The organism is Pseudogemmobacter humi (assembly GCF_900609055.1).
Lineage (GTDB): Bacteria > Pseudomonadota > Alphaproteobacteria > Rhodobacterales > Rhodobacteraceae > Pseudogemmobacter > Pseudogemmobacter humi.
Genome location: NZ_UXAW01000048.1, coordinates 227,340 through 241,650, shown reverse-complemented (window position 1 = coordinate 241,650; position 14,311 = coordinate 227,340). Strand labels below are relative to the sequence as shown.

The 14,311-nt window shown below is 67.8% G+C and carries 17 protein-coding genes; 7 read left to right on the top strand and 10 right to left on the bottom strand.

Annotated features, from left to right (window positions below; all coding sequences use genetic code 11):
• Positions 1-63: 63 nt before the first annotated feature.
• Complete coding sequence (gene dapB / locus XINFAN_RS05945) at positions 64-873, top strand: 4-hydroxy-tetrahydrodipicolinate reductase (protein ID WP_124085557.1); 810 nt, start codon at positions 64-66, stop codon at positions 871-873.
• A 78-nt stretch (positions 874-951) separates the two neighbouring features.
• Here dapB and XINFAN_RS05940 read toward each other — a convergent pair whose 3' ends face one another.
• Entirely contained in the window at positions 952-1,128 is a 177-nt protein-coding gene (locus XINFAN_RS05940) for a DUF1674 domain-containing protein (protein ID WP_124085556.1), read from the bottom strand.
• Between the two features lie 66 nt (positions 1,129-1,194).
• Between XINFAN_RS05940 and XINFAN_RS05935 the strand changes: the two genes are divergently transcribed.
• Entirely contained in the window at positions 1,195-2,427 is a 1,233-nt protein-coding gene (locus tag XINFAN_RS05935; RefSeq protein WP_124085555.1) for an RsmB/NOP family class I SAM-dependent RNA methyltransferase, read from the top strand.
• Between the two features lie 68 nt (positions 2,428-2,495).
• Here the strand turns inward: XINFAN_RS05935 and XINFAN_RS05930 are convergent, their stop codons facing one another.
• The 4 genes from XINFAN_RS05930 to XINFAN_RS05915 all read right to left on the bottom strand — a co-directional run bounded on the left by XINFAN_RS05930 (position 2,496) and on the right by XINFAN_RS05915 (position 4,892).
• A complete protein-coding gene (locus XINFAN_RS05930; RefSeq protein WP_124085554.1) occupies positions 2,496-2,681 on the bottom strand; it encodes a Trm112 family protein in 186 nt (61 codons plus the stop codon).
• Positions 2,678-3,331 (bottom strand): LON peptidase substrate-binding domain-containing protein, encoded by a 654-nt coding sequence (locus XINFAN_RS05925; RefSeq protein ID WP_124085553.1) that lies wholly within the window; start codon positions 3,329-3,331, stop codon positions 2,678-2,680. The genes XINFAN_RS05930 and XINFAN_RS05925 overlap by 4 nt, the downstream gene beginning before the upstream one ends.
• 3 nt (positions 3,332-3,334) lie before the next feature.
• The gene (locus XINFAN_RS05920) at positions 3,335-4,240 is read right to left on the bottom strand and encodes a thioredoxin family protein (protein WP_124085552.1); all 906 of its coding nucleotides are present in this window, start codon (positions 4,238-4,240) and stop codon (positions 3,335-3,337) included.
• A 67-nt stretch (positions 4,241-4,307) separates the two neighbouring features.
• Entirely contained in the window at positions 4,308-4,892 is a 585-nt protein-coding gene (locus XINFAN_RS05915) for a DNA-3-methyladenine glycosylase I (RefSeq protein ID WP_124085551.1), read from the bottom strand.
• 111 nt (positions 4,893-5,003) lie between these two features.
• Between XINFAN_RS05915 and XINFAN_RS05910 the strand changes: the two genes are divergently transcribed.
• From XINFAN_RS05910 to yddG, 4 genes are all read left to right on the top strand, one after another.
• Positions 5,004-5,870, top strand: a complete 867-nt coding sequence (locus tag XINFAN_RS05910; protein WP_124085550.1) for an EAL domain-containing protein — start codon at positions 5,004-5,006, stop codon at positions 5,868-5,870.
• 137 nt (positions 5,871-6,007) lie between these two features.
• Positions 6,008-7,183, top strand: a complete 1,176-nt coding sequence (locus XINFAN_RS05905; protein WP_124085549.1) for an acetyl-CoA C-acetyltransferase — start codon at positions 6,008-6,010, stop codon at positions 7,181-7,183.
• 157 nt (positions 7,184-7,340) lie between these two features.
• Positions 7,341-8,066: a beta-ketoacyl-ACP reductase gene (locus XINFAN_RS05900; RefSeq protein ID WP_124085548.1), complete on the top strand. Its 726-nt coding sequence runs from the start codon at positions 7,341-7,343 to the stop codon at positions 8,064-8,066.
• A 137-nt stretch (positions 8,067-8,203) separates the two neighbouring features.
• A complete protein-coding gene (yddG, locus tag XINFAN_RS05895) occupies positions 8,204-9,055 on the top strand; it encodes an aromatic amino acid exporter YddG (RefSeq protein ID WP_124085547.1) in 852 nt (283 codons plus the stop codon).
• Positions 9,056-9,059: 4 nt separating this feature from the next.
• Here yddG and XINFAN_RS05890 read toward each other — a convergent pair whose 3' ends face one another.
• The 3 genes from XINFAN_RS05890 to XINFAN_RS05880 all read right to left on the bottom strand — a co-directional run bounded on the left by XINFAN_RS05890 (position 9,060) and on the right by XINFAN_RS05880 (position 10,320).
• Positions 9,060-9,230 carry a YdcH family protein gene (locus tag XINFAN_RS05890; RefSeq protein ID WP_124085546.1) on the bottom strand — a complete coding sequence of 57 codons (171 nt, stop codon included), beginning with the start codon at positions 9,228-9,230 and terminating at the stop codon, positions 9,060-9,062.
• A 110-nt stretch (positions 9,231-9,340) separates the two neighbouring features.
• Positions 9,341-10,108, bottom strand: coding sequence for a tRNA1(Val) (adenine(37)-N6)-methyltransferase (locus XINFAN_RS05885; protein WP_233352135.1), 768 nt, complete (start codon positions 10,106-10,108; stop codon positions 9,341-9,343).
• Positions 10,105-10,320, bottom strand: coding sequence for a putative signal transducing protein (locus XINFAN_RS05880; protein ID WP_124085545.1), 216 nt, complete (start codon positions 10,318-10,320; stop codon positions 10,105-10,107). The genes XINFAN_RS05885 and XINFAN_RS05880 overlap by 4 nt, the downstream gene beginning before the upstream one ends.
• 62 nt (positions 10,321-10,382) lie before the next feature.
• Between XINFAN_RS05880 and XINFAN_RS05875 the strand changes: the two genes are divergently transcribed.
• The gene (locus tag XINFAN_RS05875) at positions 10,383-11,387 is read left to right on the top strand and encodes a polyprenyl synthetase family protein (RefSeq protein WP_124085544.1); all 1,005 of its coding nucleotides are present in this window, start codon (positions 10,383-10,385) and stop codon (positions 11,385-11,387) included.
• Between the two features lie 171 nt (positions 11,388-11,558).
• On the opposite strand, the gene XINFAN_RS05870 is transcribed toward XINFAN_RS05875, so the two are convergent.
• Together XINFAN_RS05870 and XINFAN_RS05865 are read right to left on the bottom strand one after the other, a co-directional pair.
• The gene (locus tag XINFAN_RS05870) at positions 11,559-12,413 is read right to left on the bottom strand and encodes a 4-(cytidine 5'-diphospho)-2-C-methyl-D-erythritol kinase (protein WP_124085543.1); all 855 of its coding nucleotides are present in this window, start codon (positions 12,411-12,413) and stop codon (positions 11,559-11,561) included.
• On the bottom strand, positions 12,391-14,151 hold the full coding sequence (locus tag XINFAN_RS05865) for a tetratricopeptide repeat protein (RefSeq protein ID WP_124085542.1): 1,761 nt from the start codon (positions 14,149-14,151) through the stop codon (positions 12,391-12,393). Before XINFAN_RS05865 ends, XINFAN_RS05870 begins: the two co-directional genes overlap by 23 nt.
• Positions 14,152-14,311 lie beyond the last annotated feature (160 nt).

Below are 14,311 nucleotides of genomic sequence, written 5' to 3'. Positions count from 1 at the left end.
CGGGGTTTCGCTTGTGGCAGGCTGGCGCTAAACCAAGGCCCGAACGCGAGGGAGAATTGGGTCATGAGCGATTTGCCGGGCATCGTTGTCACCGGGGTTTCGGGCCGCATGGGCCGGATGCTGGCGCAGATCGTCGCCGAAAGCGGCAAGGCGCGGCTGGTCGCGGGCGTCGAGCGGCCCGGCCATGCCTGGATCGGCCAGGACATCGGCGTGGCCATGGGCGGCGCACCGCTCGGCGCGCTGGTCACCGACGATCCGGTCGAGGCCTTCGCCCGCGCCCAGGGCGTGATCGACTTCACCGCCCCCGCCGCGACGGTGGAATTCGCCGGCCTCGCCGCCCAGGCCCGGGCGGTGCATGTGATCGGCACCACCGGGCTGGAGGAAGCGGATCTGGAAAAGATCGGGGCCGCCGCCCGCCATGCGGTGATCGTGCGGGCGGGGAACATGAGCCTCGGCGTCAACCTCCTGACCCGGCTGACCCGCAAGATCGCCGAGGCGCTGGACGAGGACTGGGACATCGAAGTCGTCGAGGCGCATCACCGGATGAAGGTCGACGCGCCCTCGGGCACCGCGCTGATGCTGGGCGAGGCGGCGGCGGCGGGCCGCGGCGTCTCGCTGAAAGACGCCCGCGTGTCGGGCCGCGACGGCATCACCGGCGTGCGGGAACGGGGCACGATCGGCTTTTCGGCGATCCGCGGCGGCGACATCGTGGGCGAACATGACGTGATCTTCGCCGCCGATGGCGAAAGGGTGATCCTGCGCCATGTCGCGACCGACCGGGCGGTCTTCGCGCGCGGCGCGCTCCGGGCCGCGCTCTGGGGCCAAGGCAGAAAACCCGGCCAATACGACATGATCGACGTGCTGGGGCTGTAAGCCGCGCGCGTCCTTAGGTCTTTCATCCTGACCCAAATACCCCCGCCGGAGGCAGCGCCGCCGGCCATAAGCGTCACCTCAGAAATCGACGGCGAGGCCCTTCTTCTCCCAGTCGCCGTAGCGCACCGGCTCGGGCCCGTCGCGGCCGCCGTATTCCTTCGGCGGCGGGGCGGTATTCGCGGCCTTCCGGCGCTCCCCGGCTTCGGCCAGCGCGCGCAGCGCCTCGGGCGGCAGGTCCGGTATCTCGTCACTCATCGGGCGGTTCCTTCTCGTGGCAGGCATGATATAGGCCCGCGGAGCCTCGGGTGCAAAGGGACGGGAATGGCGGAAGGTGTGGCGGCAAGGGGCGCGGCGGTGGATCTGCTGAACGCCGTTCTGGGCGAGGGGCGGATGCTTGCGGAACTGCCCGAGCCCGAGCTGCCGCCGGGCGAGCGTGCCCGGGCGCGGCGGCTGACCGAATCCGTGCTGCGCCGGGTCGAGCCCGCCGACCGGCTGCTCGACCGCCATCTGCGCAAGGCGCCTCCGCTGGGGGTGCGCAATATCCTGCGGCTCGCGGTGGTGGAAATGGCGCTCGGCGCGCCCGCGCATGGGGTGGTGAATGCCGCGGTGACGCTGACGCGCAAGAACCGCAAGAGCCAGCATCTCTCGGGCCTCGTGAACGCTGTGCTGCGCGCGGTTGACCCGCAGGCCTTGGTGACAGCGCCGATGCAGAAACTGCCGCGCTGGCTGCGCCAGCCGCTGGTCCATGCTTACGGGCGCGAGGCGGTCGCGGCGATGGAAGCCGTCTTCGCCGCCGCACCGCCGGTCGATCTGACCCTGCGCGACGGTGCCCTGCCCCCCCAGGGCGAGGCGCTGCCCACCGGCAGCATCCGGCTGCACGATCCCGGCCAGATCTCGGCGCTGCCGGGCTATCAGGACGGCGGCTGGTGGGTGCAGGACATGGCCGCCGCTTTGCCCGCGCGGATGCTGGAGGCCCGCCCGGGCGAGAGCGTGCTCGACCTCTGCGCCGCGCCCGGCGGCAAGACGATGCAGCTCGCCGCCGCCGGGGCGGAAGTCACCGCACTCGACATCTCGGCCGCGCGGATGAAGCGGCTGGCAGAGAACCTGGCCCGCACCGGCCTGTCGGCGAAGCTGATCACCGCCGATGCGCTGGCCTGGCAGTCCGATACGCTTTTCGACGCGATCCTGCTCGACGCGCCCTGTTCCGCCAGCGGCACCCTCCGCCGCCACCCGGATCTGCCCTTCGTGAAAGACGGCAGCGAGGTCGCCGGGCTGGCAGAGCTTCAGGCCCGGCTGATCGACCGGGCGCTGACCTGGCTGAAACCGGGCGGGCGGCTGGTCTTCGCCACCTGCTCGCTCTTGCCCGAAGAGGGCGAGGCGCAGCTTGCCGCAGCGCTGGACCGCCATCCGGGGCTGCGGGTGGAGCGACCCACGCTGGCAGGCGTGGCGCCTGAATGGTGGCAGGAGACCGGCGGACTGCGGCTGCGGCCGGATTATCTGGCCGAACGCGGCGGCATGGACGGCTTCTTCATGGCGCGCCTGCGCAACGGTTGAGCCGCAAATTTTTTCCTTAAAAAATTTGACCGGAATTTTGGAAAATTCCGGGCGCCCCGCCGCGCCGGTCAGTCCAGTTCGCGGGCCTCGGAGACCAGCATCACCGGGATTCCGTCGCGCACCGGAAAGGCCAGCCGCGCGGCTTTCGAGATCAGTTCCTGGCGCGCGGCATCCCAGGTCAGCACGGCATGGGTGACCGGGCAGACCAGCGCCTCCAGCATCCTGCGATCGAAGGGCGTCGTGGGTTCGGTCATTGCAGCACCTCATCATCCTTGCCGCCGCGCAGGGCGAATTCGACCAGCGTCACCAGCGTCTCGCGCCGGGTGGTCAGATCGGGCGATTCCAAGAGCGCCTGGCGGTCCTCGGGCGACAGCGGCGCAAGCATGGCGAAGGCGTTGACCAGCACCTCGTCCGGCGCGTCGCCCAGCCCCTCCCAGTCGACGCCGAGGTTCTTCGTCGCCATATACCGTGCCAGCAGATCAAGCAGAACCGCCCGTTCCAGCCCCGGATCCTCTTCCTGCGGCCCCAGATCGCGGGCGAAGGACGACCAGTCCACGTTGAAGCGCCGGTAGGGGGTGAAGCCCCCCACCTCGTCGAGCAACCGGAACCGCGCAAGGCCCGAGAGCGTGATCAGATAGCGCCCGTCCTCGGTCTCGGCGAATTGCACCAGCCGCCCGGCGCAACCGATGGCCGAGAGCCGCGGCTCATCCGTCCGCCCGCCGCGCGGACAGATCATCCCGATCAGCCGGTGCGGATGTTTCAGGCAATCCTCCACCATCGCCAGATAGCGCGGCTCGAAAATATGCAGCGGCAGCCGCGCGCGGGGCAGAAGCAGCGCGCCCGGCAGCGGAAAGACCGGGATGGTCCCGGGCAGATCGGAAAGCGCCGGACGCAGCGGAAACATCGCTCAGGAGAAGATCATCGAAGAGAGCTTGCGCCGCCCCTTCAGCACGATCGGATCCTGCGGTTTCAGCGCGTCGAAAATGGTGAAAAGCTGTGCCTTCGCCGCGCCGTCGTTCCATTCCCGGTCGCGGCGGAACAATTCCAGCAACTCGTCCACCGCCGCCTCGACCTGGCCGCCGGCGTTCAGCGCCACCGCAAGGTCGAACCGCGCCTGGTGGTCGGCGGGATCGGCCTCGACCCGGGCGCGCAACTCGGCCTCGGGCCCGGCATTGGCGGCCTGTTTCGCCAGTTCCAGCCGGGCACGGGCGGCCTCGATCTCCTGCGATTTCGCGATGGCGGCGGGGGCGGCGTTCAGGAAGGCCTCTGCCTGGTCCAGATTTCCGGCGGCGATATGGGCGCGTGCCATGCCGCCATAAGCCGCGGCATTCTCGGGCTCTTCGCCGAGGATCGCGGCAAAGGTTTCGGCCGCATCCGCCACCGCGCCCTGGTCCAGCATCTCCTCGGCCGCGGCGATGGCCTCACCGAGCCCCCCGTCCCCGGCCAGAGCCGCCAGCTTGTCGATGAACTTCTTGATTTCCGAGCCCGGCAGCGCGCCCTGGAAGCCATCGACCGGCTGGCCCTGCCAGAAGGCATAGACCGTGGGGACCGACTGGATCCGAAGCTGGGCGGCGACCATCTGGTTCTGATCGACATCGATCTTCACCATCTTCACCTTGCCCTTCGCCGCCAGCACCGCGGCCTCCAGCGCCGGGCCGAGCTGCTTGCAGGGGCCGCACCAGGTGGCCCAGAAATCGACGATCACCGGCACCTCGCGCGAGGCGTCGATCACATCGGCCATGAAACTGGCTTCCGATCCGTCCCTGATCAGGTCGCCGGCGGCGGGGCTGGTCGTTTCACCTAAGCCAAGCATGTTTCCCCCATCATCATCGTCGCAGGTTTTCCCCTATATGCGCGCTGCGGACCGCCGCGCCAAGGGGTCAACCATGCGCCAGGGCCGCGCATTCGGCATGTTGCGGGCAGCTGACCAGGTGATCGTTCACCATCCCGGCGGCCTGCATGAAGGCGTAAGAGATCGAGGGGCCGCAGAAGCCGAACCCCTTTTTCTTCAGCGCCTTCGACAAAGCGGTGCTCTCGGGCGTCGCGGTTTGCGCCTCGGCCATCGAGCGCAGATCGCCCCGGAGCGGCACGCCCCCGGTGAAAGACCAGATCCAGGGAGAAAAGCCCTCCGCCGCCTCGATCTCCAGATACGCGCGGGCGGCGCGGATCGTGCCCTCGATCTTGCCGCGATGGCGCACGATGCCGGGATCTTGCAGCAGGCGTTCCACCTCGGCCCCGCCCCATCCGGCGATGGTCTCCGGCTGGAAGCCCTGAAAGGCCGCGCGGAAATTCTCGCGCTTTTTCAGGATCGTATACCAGGACAGACCGGCCTGGAATCCTTCGAGGATCAGCATCTCCCACAAAGCGCGCGGGTCGCGTTCGGGGCGGCCCCATTCCTCGTCGTGATAGGCGACGTATAGCGGATCGCTGCCGCACCAGGGGCAGCGGGTCTGATCGGTGCTCAAGGCCGGATCCTTATGCGTGACATTTGATACAAAAGCAGAAACTTCAGCCCCGGTTTACGCTTTTCACCCCATCCTGTCACCCGAAGCGAGAAAAGGGTGAGAGGGGCGGGGATGAACTTCCGGCACGGCGCATTTCCGGAACCGGCACAGCCGGAAACCGACCCCGGGGTGGCCAGCCCCGACGAGGCCTCGCCCTTCGCGGTGGCGGCCTCGCGGTCCGAGGGCGCGGTGCTGCGCATGGTGCGCGAGGCGCTCGACCTGCGCCGGATGCGGCTGGCGTTCCAGCCCGCGGTCTATGCCGCCGATCCCTCGATCATCGGCTTTTACGAAGGCTATATGCGGCTCCTGGACCCGAAGGGGCTGACGATCCCGGCGCGCGAGTTCATGACCATCGCCGAAACCCGCGAACTGGGGCGCGAGATCGATGTCGCGGCGCTGCGGCTCGGCCTCGCGGCTTTGCGCCGCAACCCGGGCATCCGCATCGCGGTGAACATGTCGGCGCGCTCGGTCGGCTACCGGCCCTGGGCGCAGCTTCTGCGCCGCACGCTGAAAGAGGAACCGCTGATCGGCAGGGGGCTGATTCTGGAGATCAACGAAGCCTCGGCCATGCAGATGCCCGATGTGCTGATTCCCTTCATGGAGGAGTTCCGCAGCTCCGGTATCGCCTTCACGCTGGACGATTTCGGCGACGGGCCGACCTCGCTTGGCCTGCTGGGCGCCTTCGGCTTCGACATCGCCAAGCTCGACGGCCGTTTCATCCGCGGCTGCGAACACGACAATCCGAACCAGCGCATCGTGCGCGCCGCTGTCGCGCTGGCGCGCGAATTCGGCATGTTCCTCGTTGCCGAGGCGGTCGAGACCGCGGCCGAGGCCGGCTGGCTGCGCGATCAGGGGGTCGGTTGCCTGCAAGGCTATCTGTTCGGCCGCCCCGAACTTGAGCCGGATTTCTCGCAATTCCGGCGCAACCGCAGCGTGTAATCGGTTGATCGTGATTCTGCCGCCTGGCTCTGCGCAATATTCTTGCGTATTCCGCGCGATTATGTCCCTCTGCACCCAGGCTGGTCCGGCCGGGTTTTTCGCCTGCGCCGGACGGATACTGACCGGGAGAAATTCAGATGACCAATGTCGTAATCGTTTCGGCGGCCCGCACCGCAGTGGGCAGCTTCAACGGCTCTTTCGCCAACACCCCCGCACATGAACTAGGCGCGGCCGTGATCGAGGCCGTCGTCGCCCGTGCCGGAATCGACAAGGCCGAGGTCGAGGAAACCATTCTCGGTCAGGTGCTTACCGGCGGCCAGGGCCAGAACCCCGCCCGCCAGGCCGCGATTCTCGCCGGTCTGGCGAAGGAAAGCAGCGCCTGGGGCATCAACCAGGTCTGCGGCTCGGGGCTGCGCACCGTGGCGCTTGGCGCGCAGCATGTCCAACTGGGCGACGCGAAGATCGTGGTCGCCGGCGGCCAGGAGTCGATGTCGCTTTCGCCCCATGTCGCCCATCTGCGCGCGGGCCAGAAAATGGGCGATCTGAAATTCATCGATTCGATGATCAAGGACGGGCTGTGGGACGCCTTCAACGGCTACCATATGGGCCAGACCGCCGAGAACGTCGCCAACCAGTGGCAGATCTCGCGCGAGCAGCAGGACGAATTCGCGCTGGCCAGCCAGAACAAGGCCGAAGCGGCGCAGAAGGCCGGCAAATTCGCGGATGAAATCACCCCCTTCACCGTGAAAGGCCGCAAGGGCGATACCGTGGTGGATCAGGACGAATACATCCGCCTCGGCGCCACGATCGAGGCGATGCAGAAGCTGAAACCCGCTTTTGCCAAAGACGGCAGCGTCACCGCGGGCAATGCCTCGGGCATCAACGACGGCGCCGCCGCGGTGCTGCTGATGAGCGAGGAGGAAGCCGCGAAGCGCGGGCTGAAGGTGCTGGCCCGGATCGCCTCTTACGCCACCGCCGGGCTCGATCCGGCGATCATGGGCGTGGGGCCGATCTATGCCAGCCGCAAGGCGCTGGACAAGGCAGGCTGGAAAGCCGCCGATCTGGACCTGGTCGAGGCGAACGAGGCTTTCGCCGCCCAGGCCTGCGCGGTGAACAAGGACATGGGCTGGGATCCGGCGAAGGTGAACGTCAACGGCGGCGCCATCGCCATCGGCCATCCGATCGGCGCCTCGGGCGCGCGGATCCTGAACACGCTTGTGTTCGAGATGAACCGCTCGGGCGCGAAAAAGGGCCTCGCCACGCTCTGTATCGGCGGCGGCATGGGCGTCGCCATGTGCCTTGAGCGCGGCTGAGAAACCCGGCGCCGGGCCAGCCCCGGCGCCATTCTTCTCTGCGCGCCGGTATCGGCAGGGAAATTTTGCTGCCGATGCAAAATAAATTCAGCAACAATATTGCGCAGCCGATAGCATGACGCTAGCAATGACCTGACAGCTTTTCTGAGGAGGAATCATGTCCAGAGTTGCACTCGTCACCGGCGGTTCGCGCGGCATCGGCGCGGCGATCTCGGTCGCCCTGAAAGCGGCAGGCTACAAGGTCGCCGCCAATTATGCCGGCAATGACGAGGCGGCCAAAGCCTTCACCGCCGAAACCGGCATTCCGACGTATAAATGGTCGGTCGCCGATTACGACGCCTGCGCCGAAGGCATCAAAAAGGTCGAGGCCGATCTGGGCCCCATCGACGTGCTGGTGAACAACGCCGGGATCACCCGCGACGCCATGTTCCACAAGATGACCCCGCAGCAGTGGAAAGAGGTGATCGACACCAACCTGACGGGCCTGTTCAACATGACCCATCCGTTGTGGTCGGGGATGCGCGACCGCAAATTCGGCCGGATCATCAACATCTCGTCGATCAACGGACAAAAAGGCCAGGCGGGCCAGGTGAATTATTCGGCGGCGAAATCCGGCGATCTCGGCTTCACCAAGGCTCTGGCCCAGGAAGGCGCCCGTGCGGGAATCACCGTGAACGCGATCTGCCCGGGCTATATCGGCACCGAAATGGTGCGCGCCATCGACGAGAAGGTGCTGGCCGAACGCATCATCCCGCAGATCCCGGTCGGCCGTCTGGGCGAGCCCGAGGAAATCGCGCGCTGCGCCGCCTTCCTCGCCTCGGACGATGCGGGTTTCATCACCGGCTCGACCATTTCGGCGAACGGCGGCCAGTTCTTCGTCTGACACGACGGATATCGCAGAAAGGCCCGCCCCTCGGCGGGTCTTTTTCTTTACCCTACACTCGCCTAAAGAACGCGCGCCGGAGTTTTCAAAAACTCCGGCCCGTTTCCTTTGAAGGAAACGGCGTCAGGAGGGTTGAAATGTCGCGCAACAAGGCCACCGCCATCGGATTCACCGCCGTGCTGATGTGGGCGCTGCTGGCGCTTTTGACCATCGGCTCGGCCCCGGTGCCGCCCTTTCTGCTCAACGCGGTCTGTTTCGCGATCGGCGGCGCCATCGGCCTGGTCTGGACTGCACGTCAGGGTTTCCATGTGCTGCGGGAAATCTCCTGGAAGGTCTACGCTTTCGGCACGATTGGCCTGTTCGGCTACCATTTCCTGTATTTCACCGCCTTCCGCACCGCCCCTACCGCCGAGACCGGGCTGATCGCCTATCTCTGGCCGCTGCTGATCGTGTTGACCTCGGCCCTGCTGCCGGGCGAGAAACTCCGCCCTCAGCAACTGCTCGGCGCCGCCGTCGCCTTCTCCGGTGCGGCGCTGATCATCCTCGCCCGCGATGAGAGCGGCGGCTTCAACACCACCGCGATGATGCTCGCCTTCGGCTGCGCCCTGACCTGGACCGCCTATTCGGTGCTGTCGCGCCGCCTGGGCGAGGTGCCGACCGAAAGCGTCACCGTCTTCTGCCTCGCCTCGGCGGCGCTGTCGCTGATCGCGCATCTGGCGCTGGAGGAAACCATCTGGCCGGCGACCACCGAAGGCTGGCTGTCGATGCTGGCCCTCGGCCTCGGCCCGGTGGGCGCGGCTTTCTTCACCTGGGATATCGGCATGAAAAGAGGCGACATCCAGCTTCTGGGTGTCGCCTCATATGCTGCGCCTTTGCTGTCTACTCTGGCGCTGATCCTGGCCGGCAAAGCCGAAGCCGGCTGGACCCTTCTGTTAGCTGCGGTGCTTATCACCGGAGGGGCCGCCCTCGCGGCCCGGAAATCTGGCTGAACGCTTAATGCGCGGCGCTGAGCCGGTTGATTTCCTCCTTCAGTTTGAGCTTCTGCTTTTTCATTTCCGCGATCTGGAGATCATCTGTCGCCGGACTACGCTGCGCCTTTTCCACCATGTCGGAGAGGGTTTCGTGCTTCTTGCGAAGTTCCGCCAGATGCGAAGCAATCGTCATATCTTCCTCCATCTTGTTACACGCGTAAGACGATAGCAGCACGGAACGCGAGTCGTGTCACCAGCCTTGCGCGGGGCTGCGGCAAAATCTCTCTGCAATTTTTACCGCGATCAGCCGAAACGCGCCGGAAGCGCCGCGCCGCCGCGCAGGATCGCATTGGCCTCGGGCGTGTAGCTTTCGCGGTCGCCGTCATGCCCGGCACCCTGATGCAGAACCAGCGGCGCCAGCAGACGAAACGCCGCGCGCCCGCCTTTCCGCGCCCGCAGGATCACCCGCAAAGCCTCGCGCCCCTCACGCGCGGCCAGCGGCAGGACCGAAGCCGAGCCCAGCTTCGGCGCCAGCGCCGCCAGCAGTTCCGGCACCGAATCCGCCCCGGCGATCAGCGTCAGCCAGCCGCCGGGCGCCAGCCGCCGGGCCGCCGCCGCCACCCAGTCCCCGACCGGCAGCCTGACCTGCATCGCCTGCGCCCGCACCTCGACCGGCGAGGCGGTGCCGCCCGGCGGATACCAGGGCGGATTGGCGATCACATGGTCGAAATCGCGGCGCAACTCACGCGGCATATGGGCGAGATCGCCGGTGAAGACCTCCATCTCCACCCCGTTCCTTGCCCCATTGCGCCGCGCCAGATCGGCATATTCCGCCTGGATCTCAAGCCCCGCCAGCCGCAGCTCCGGCACCCGGGCCGCCAGACACAGCGAGGCCGCCCCCGCGCCGCAGCCCAGATCCAGCACGCTCTGCCCGGCCCCGGCCGGACAGGCCGCCGCCAGAAGCACCGCATCGGTGGCCGCCCGGTAGCCGCGCGCGGGCTGCAACAGGTGCAGCCGGCCGCAAAGAAATTTGTCGTCGGTCAGATCCCCGTCGGGAAACGTCCCGCTCACGCCAGGACCTCCACCCCGTTGTCGTTCAGGATCGCCCGCGCCATGAACAGATCGCGATCCGCCACCATCAGCCGCTGCGGCAGAATGCCAAGCGAGCCGTCGAGTATGCTCATGTGGACGTCCATGGCGAAGGCTGTTATTCCCTCGCCCTCAAGAAGGACTGTGGCAAAAGCGATCACCGTCGGGTCGGTCGTGCGCAAAAGTTCTTTCATCGTTTCCGGGTAGCCGCCCCGGCCCCAACGGGCAAGAGGCGCAGCGCCTGAAAGGACGGGGAATGAAAATGGACGGTGCAAAACGCGGGCCGCAGGACCGGCTGGCCGACTTTCTGGCCGGGGATATGGCGGCGGTAAACCGCATCATCCGCGAGAAGATGGCCAGCGAACACGCGCCGCGCATCCCCGAGGTGACCGCGCATCTGATCGAGGCCGGCGGCAAAAGGCTGCGCCCGATGCTGGTGCTGGCCGCCGCCCATATCTGCGGCGCTCCCGCGAACGAGGATCACCGGAAGCTCGCCGCCACGGTGGAATTCATCCACACCGCGACGCTTCTCCACGACGACGTGGTGGACGAAAGCCGCCAGCGCCGCGGCCGCCCGACCGCCAACCTGTTGTGGGACAACAAATCCTCGGTTCTGGTCGGCGATTATCTCTTCGCCCGCGCCTTCCAGCTGATGGTCGAGCCGGGCAGTCTGCGCGTTCTCGACATCCTCGCCAATGCCTCGGCCACCATCGCCGAGGGCGAGGTGCTGCAACTGACCGCGGCGCGCGATCTGGCAACCACCGAGGCGACCTATCTCAAGGTGGTGCGCGGCAAGACCGCCGCCCTGTTCTCGGCCGCGACCGAATCCGGCGCGGTGATCGCCGGGGCGGGGCCGGAAGAGGTGAGGGCGCTGTTCACTTACGGCGACGCGCTCGGCATCGCCTTCCAGATCGCCGACGATCTGCTGGACTACGGCGGCACATCCTCTGCGATCGGCAAGAACACCGGCGACGATTTCCGCGAGCGCAAGCTGACGCTGCCGGTGATCAGGGCGGTGGCGAAAGCCGACGCGCCCGAGCGCGCCTTCTGGTCGCGGGTCATCGAAAAGGGCGACCAGCATGAGGGCGACCTGGAGCAGGCGCTGGCGCTGATGGCCCGCCACGGCGCGATGGAGGCCGCGCAAAACGACGCCTTCGCCTGGGCCGCCACCGCGCGCGAGGCGCTCGCGGCGCTGCCCGACCACCCTTTACGCGAAATGCTCGCCGATCTCGCCGATTACGTCGTCTCGCGCCTGAACTGACGCCCGCCCGGCACAGCCGTCGAAGCCTCCGGCGGGGGTATTTATCTCAGGGTGAAAGCCCTTTCACCCTGACCCAAATACCCGGGGGAGTCTCCGAAGGAGACGGGGTGAGGATGCAGGCGGCATTGGTTCGAACCTGCATCTTCGGCGGCCCCCGCGCCGCTTCCGCCCTCAGTTGCCCGGGTAAAGCGGCGCCGGCGCGACCCACCAGCCGGGCCGCGCTACCGTGAGCGCCGCCGCCGCGGCCCGCGCCGCCGCTTCTTCCGCGAAAAGCGCGAAACAGGTGGCGCCCGAGCCCGACATCCGGGAGAGCAACTGCCCCGCCTGCGCGCGCAGCATCATCAGCACTTCGCCGATCACCGGGGCGACCGCCAGCGCCGGAGGCTCCAGATCGTTACGCTGCAAGGCCAGCCAGCCCGCCAGCGCCGCCATATCGGGCCAGTGGGGCAGTGCATCGGGCAGCGGCGGGTTCTCCTTCCGCGACAAGGCGCGGAACACGGCGGGCGTCGGCACTTCCACCCGAGGATTGGCCAGCACGATCCAGCCCGGGGGGAAGCGCTCCAGCAAATCAAGCCGCTCGCCGATCCCGCGCATCCGCGCCGGGCGCGAGGCGAGGCAGACCGGCACATCGGCGCCGAGCGCCTGCACCACGCCGGGGTCCGCCGCGCCCCCTCGCAGCCGCAAGACCGCCCGCACCGCCGCCGCCGCATCGGCCGAGCCGCCGCCGATCCCCGAGGCCGGCGGCAGGTTCTTCTCCAGCGTGAAGGCCAGCGCCAGATCCGGCGCCACCGCCCGCGCCGCCCGCAGCACCAGATTGTCGCCTCCGGCAGGCAGCTCCGGCCCGAAGGGCCCACCGAGCGCCAGCGAGGCCTCCCCGAGCGTCAGAGAGGCCTCCAGCCGGTCCCCCACCCCGGCGAAGGCCACGACACTGTCCAGAAGATGATAGCCGTCCGCCCGCTGCCCCGTCACATGCAGGCAGAGATTGATCTTCGCAGGGGCGAATTCAGTTACCGGCGGCGCTCTCATCCACCGGCTCATCCTGTGTGGCGGGCTTTTTCCCGGCCTCATCGGCCATGACCGCATCCAGCCCGACCTCCAGCTTCCGGCGAATACGGACCGCGTCGTCTTCCCTGGGACCATAGGACAAGGCCCGGTGCCACTGGAACTCGGCCTCGCGCTTGCGGCCGTTCATCCAGTAGACATCGCCCAGATGGTCGGTCACCACCGGATCGACCGGCTCCAGCACCGAGGCCTTCTCCATCGGCTCAAGCGCCTCTTCATAGCGGCCGAGCGTGAAATAGGCCCAGGCGAGGCTGTCGATGATATAGCCCGCATCGGGCTGCGCGGCGACCGCCTGGCGGATCATCTCCAGCGCCTCGTCGAGGTTCTTCCCCCGTTCGACCAGGCTGTAGCCGAGGTAGTTCAGCACTTCGGGACGGCCCGGGTTGATCTCCAGCGAGCGGCGGAAATCGAGATCAGCCTCGTCGTAGAGCCCCTGGCGCTCCTTGGTGATCGCCCGGCTGAAGAACAACACCCAGGCCCCCGGCGGCGGGGTTTCCGGCAACAGCGCCGCCGCGGTGTCATAGGCGGCGCGCGCCTCGGCCCAGCGTTCCTCGCGCCGCAGCATGTCGCCGAGCGCGGCCTGCACCACCACCAGTTCGCCATGGCTGCGGGTCAGCGCGCGCAGAGCCTCGACCGCCGCATCGGCGCGGCCCGCGGCATAAAGCGCATCGGCGCGGCCCAGCTGGGCGTTATACCAGGTCGGGTGGTCGGGCGGGAAAGTGGCATAGGCCTCTTCGGCCAGATCGTATTCGCCCAGATCCTCAAGCATCGCCGCCCCGAGCAGCACCGCATCCGAATGATCAGGTTTCAGCGCCGCGGCGATGCGGCAGTTCAGCAGCGTATAGGCCGGATCGGCATCGCGGCTGAGCAGCGTCGCCAGCGACCAGAACACCTCGGCCAGCCCCTCGCGCGCGTCGCGCACCGTATCGAACGGCACCGCCTCGCCCGCTTCGAGCCGCGCGCGCAGCGCATCGGCCACCGGCTCGCTGCCGGGAAGCCAGTTCCTGTCCAGCAGCGCGACCGCATCCGGGTTGCGCCCCAGCTGCGACAGGATCTGCGCATGGGCCAGCACGCCGCGCTGGTTCAGCCCCAGCCCCTCGTCCGAGAGGACGCGGTCGGCGCCCTCGAAATCCCCGGCCAGCGCCAGCGCCAGCGCCTTGTGATAAAGCCCGTAGGCCTCAAGGCCCCGGGTGGCGGCGATCCGGTCGAAATCCTTCAGCGCATCGGTCATGTTGCCCTGGCCAATGGCGGCCCATCCGAGGGCCAGGCTGTCGACCATCGGCCCGATCGACTGGCCGCTCTGAAGCGCCTTGCTGACGGCGGCGTAATCGCCGTTCTGCGCATCCCGCGCGATGGTGGCGTAATCGGCAAGCTGGCTGGCGGGAAGGTCCGGCAGACCGCGGCGGCGGTCGGCGATCTCTGCCGCCGCCACAATCTCACCCAGGCTGAGCCGCGCGAAGATCGCGCCATCCATGATCAGCGGATTGTCCGGGTCGGCCAGCAGCGCCTGGCCGAACCAGGCGGCGGCCGCACGGAAATCCCCCGTCGCCTCGGCATTGCGCGCGGCGAGATAGGCCCCGGCATCGACACTCGCCAGAGGTTCGGGCGCGGGGCTCACGCTTGCCTCCTGCGCCGCAAGCGGCACGGCCAGCCCCAGGCTGAATCCAAGCGCCGTGGTCAGCAGAAGCAGGGAACGGATCATCGCGGACATACTCCTTGGCCTGCCACAGGACGAGGCCATTGCGATCCTGCCCCGCTTCACCGGGCCAGTCTGACGCGCCTGTGCAGGCGCAAAGCTAACGCCCCGTTTTGCCGCGTGCAATGCGGCGCGCTTCGGATCGGTGCGGGGATCCGCGGCCAGA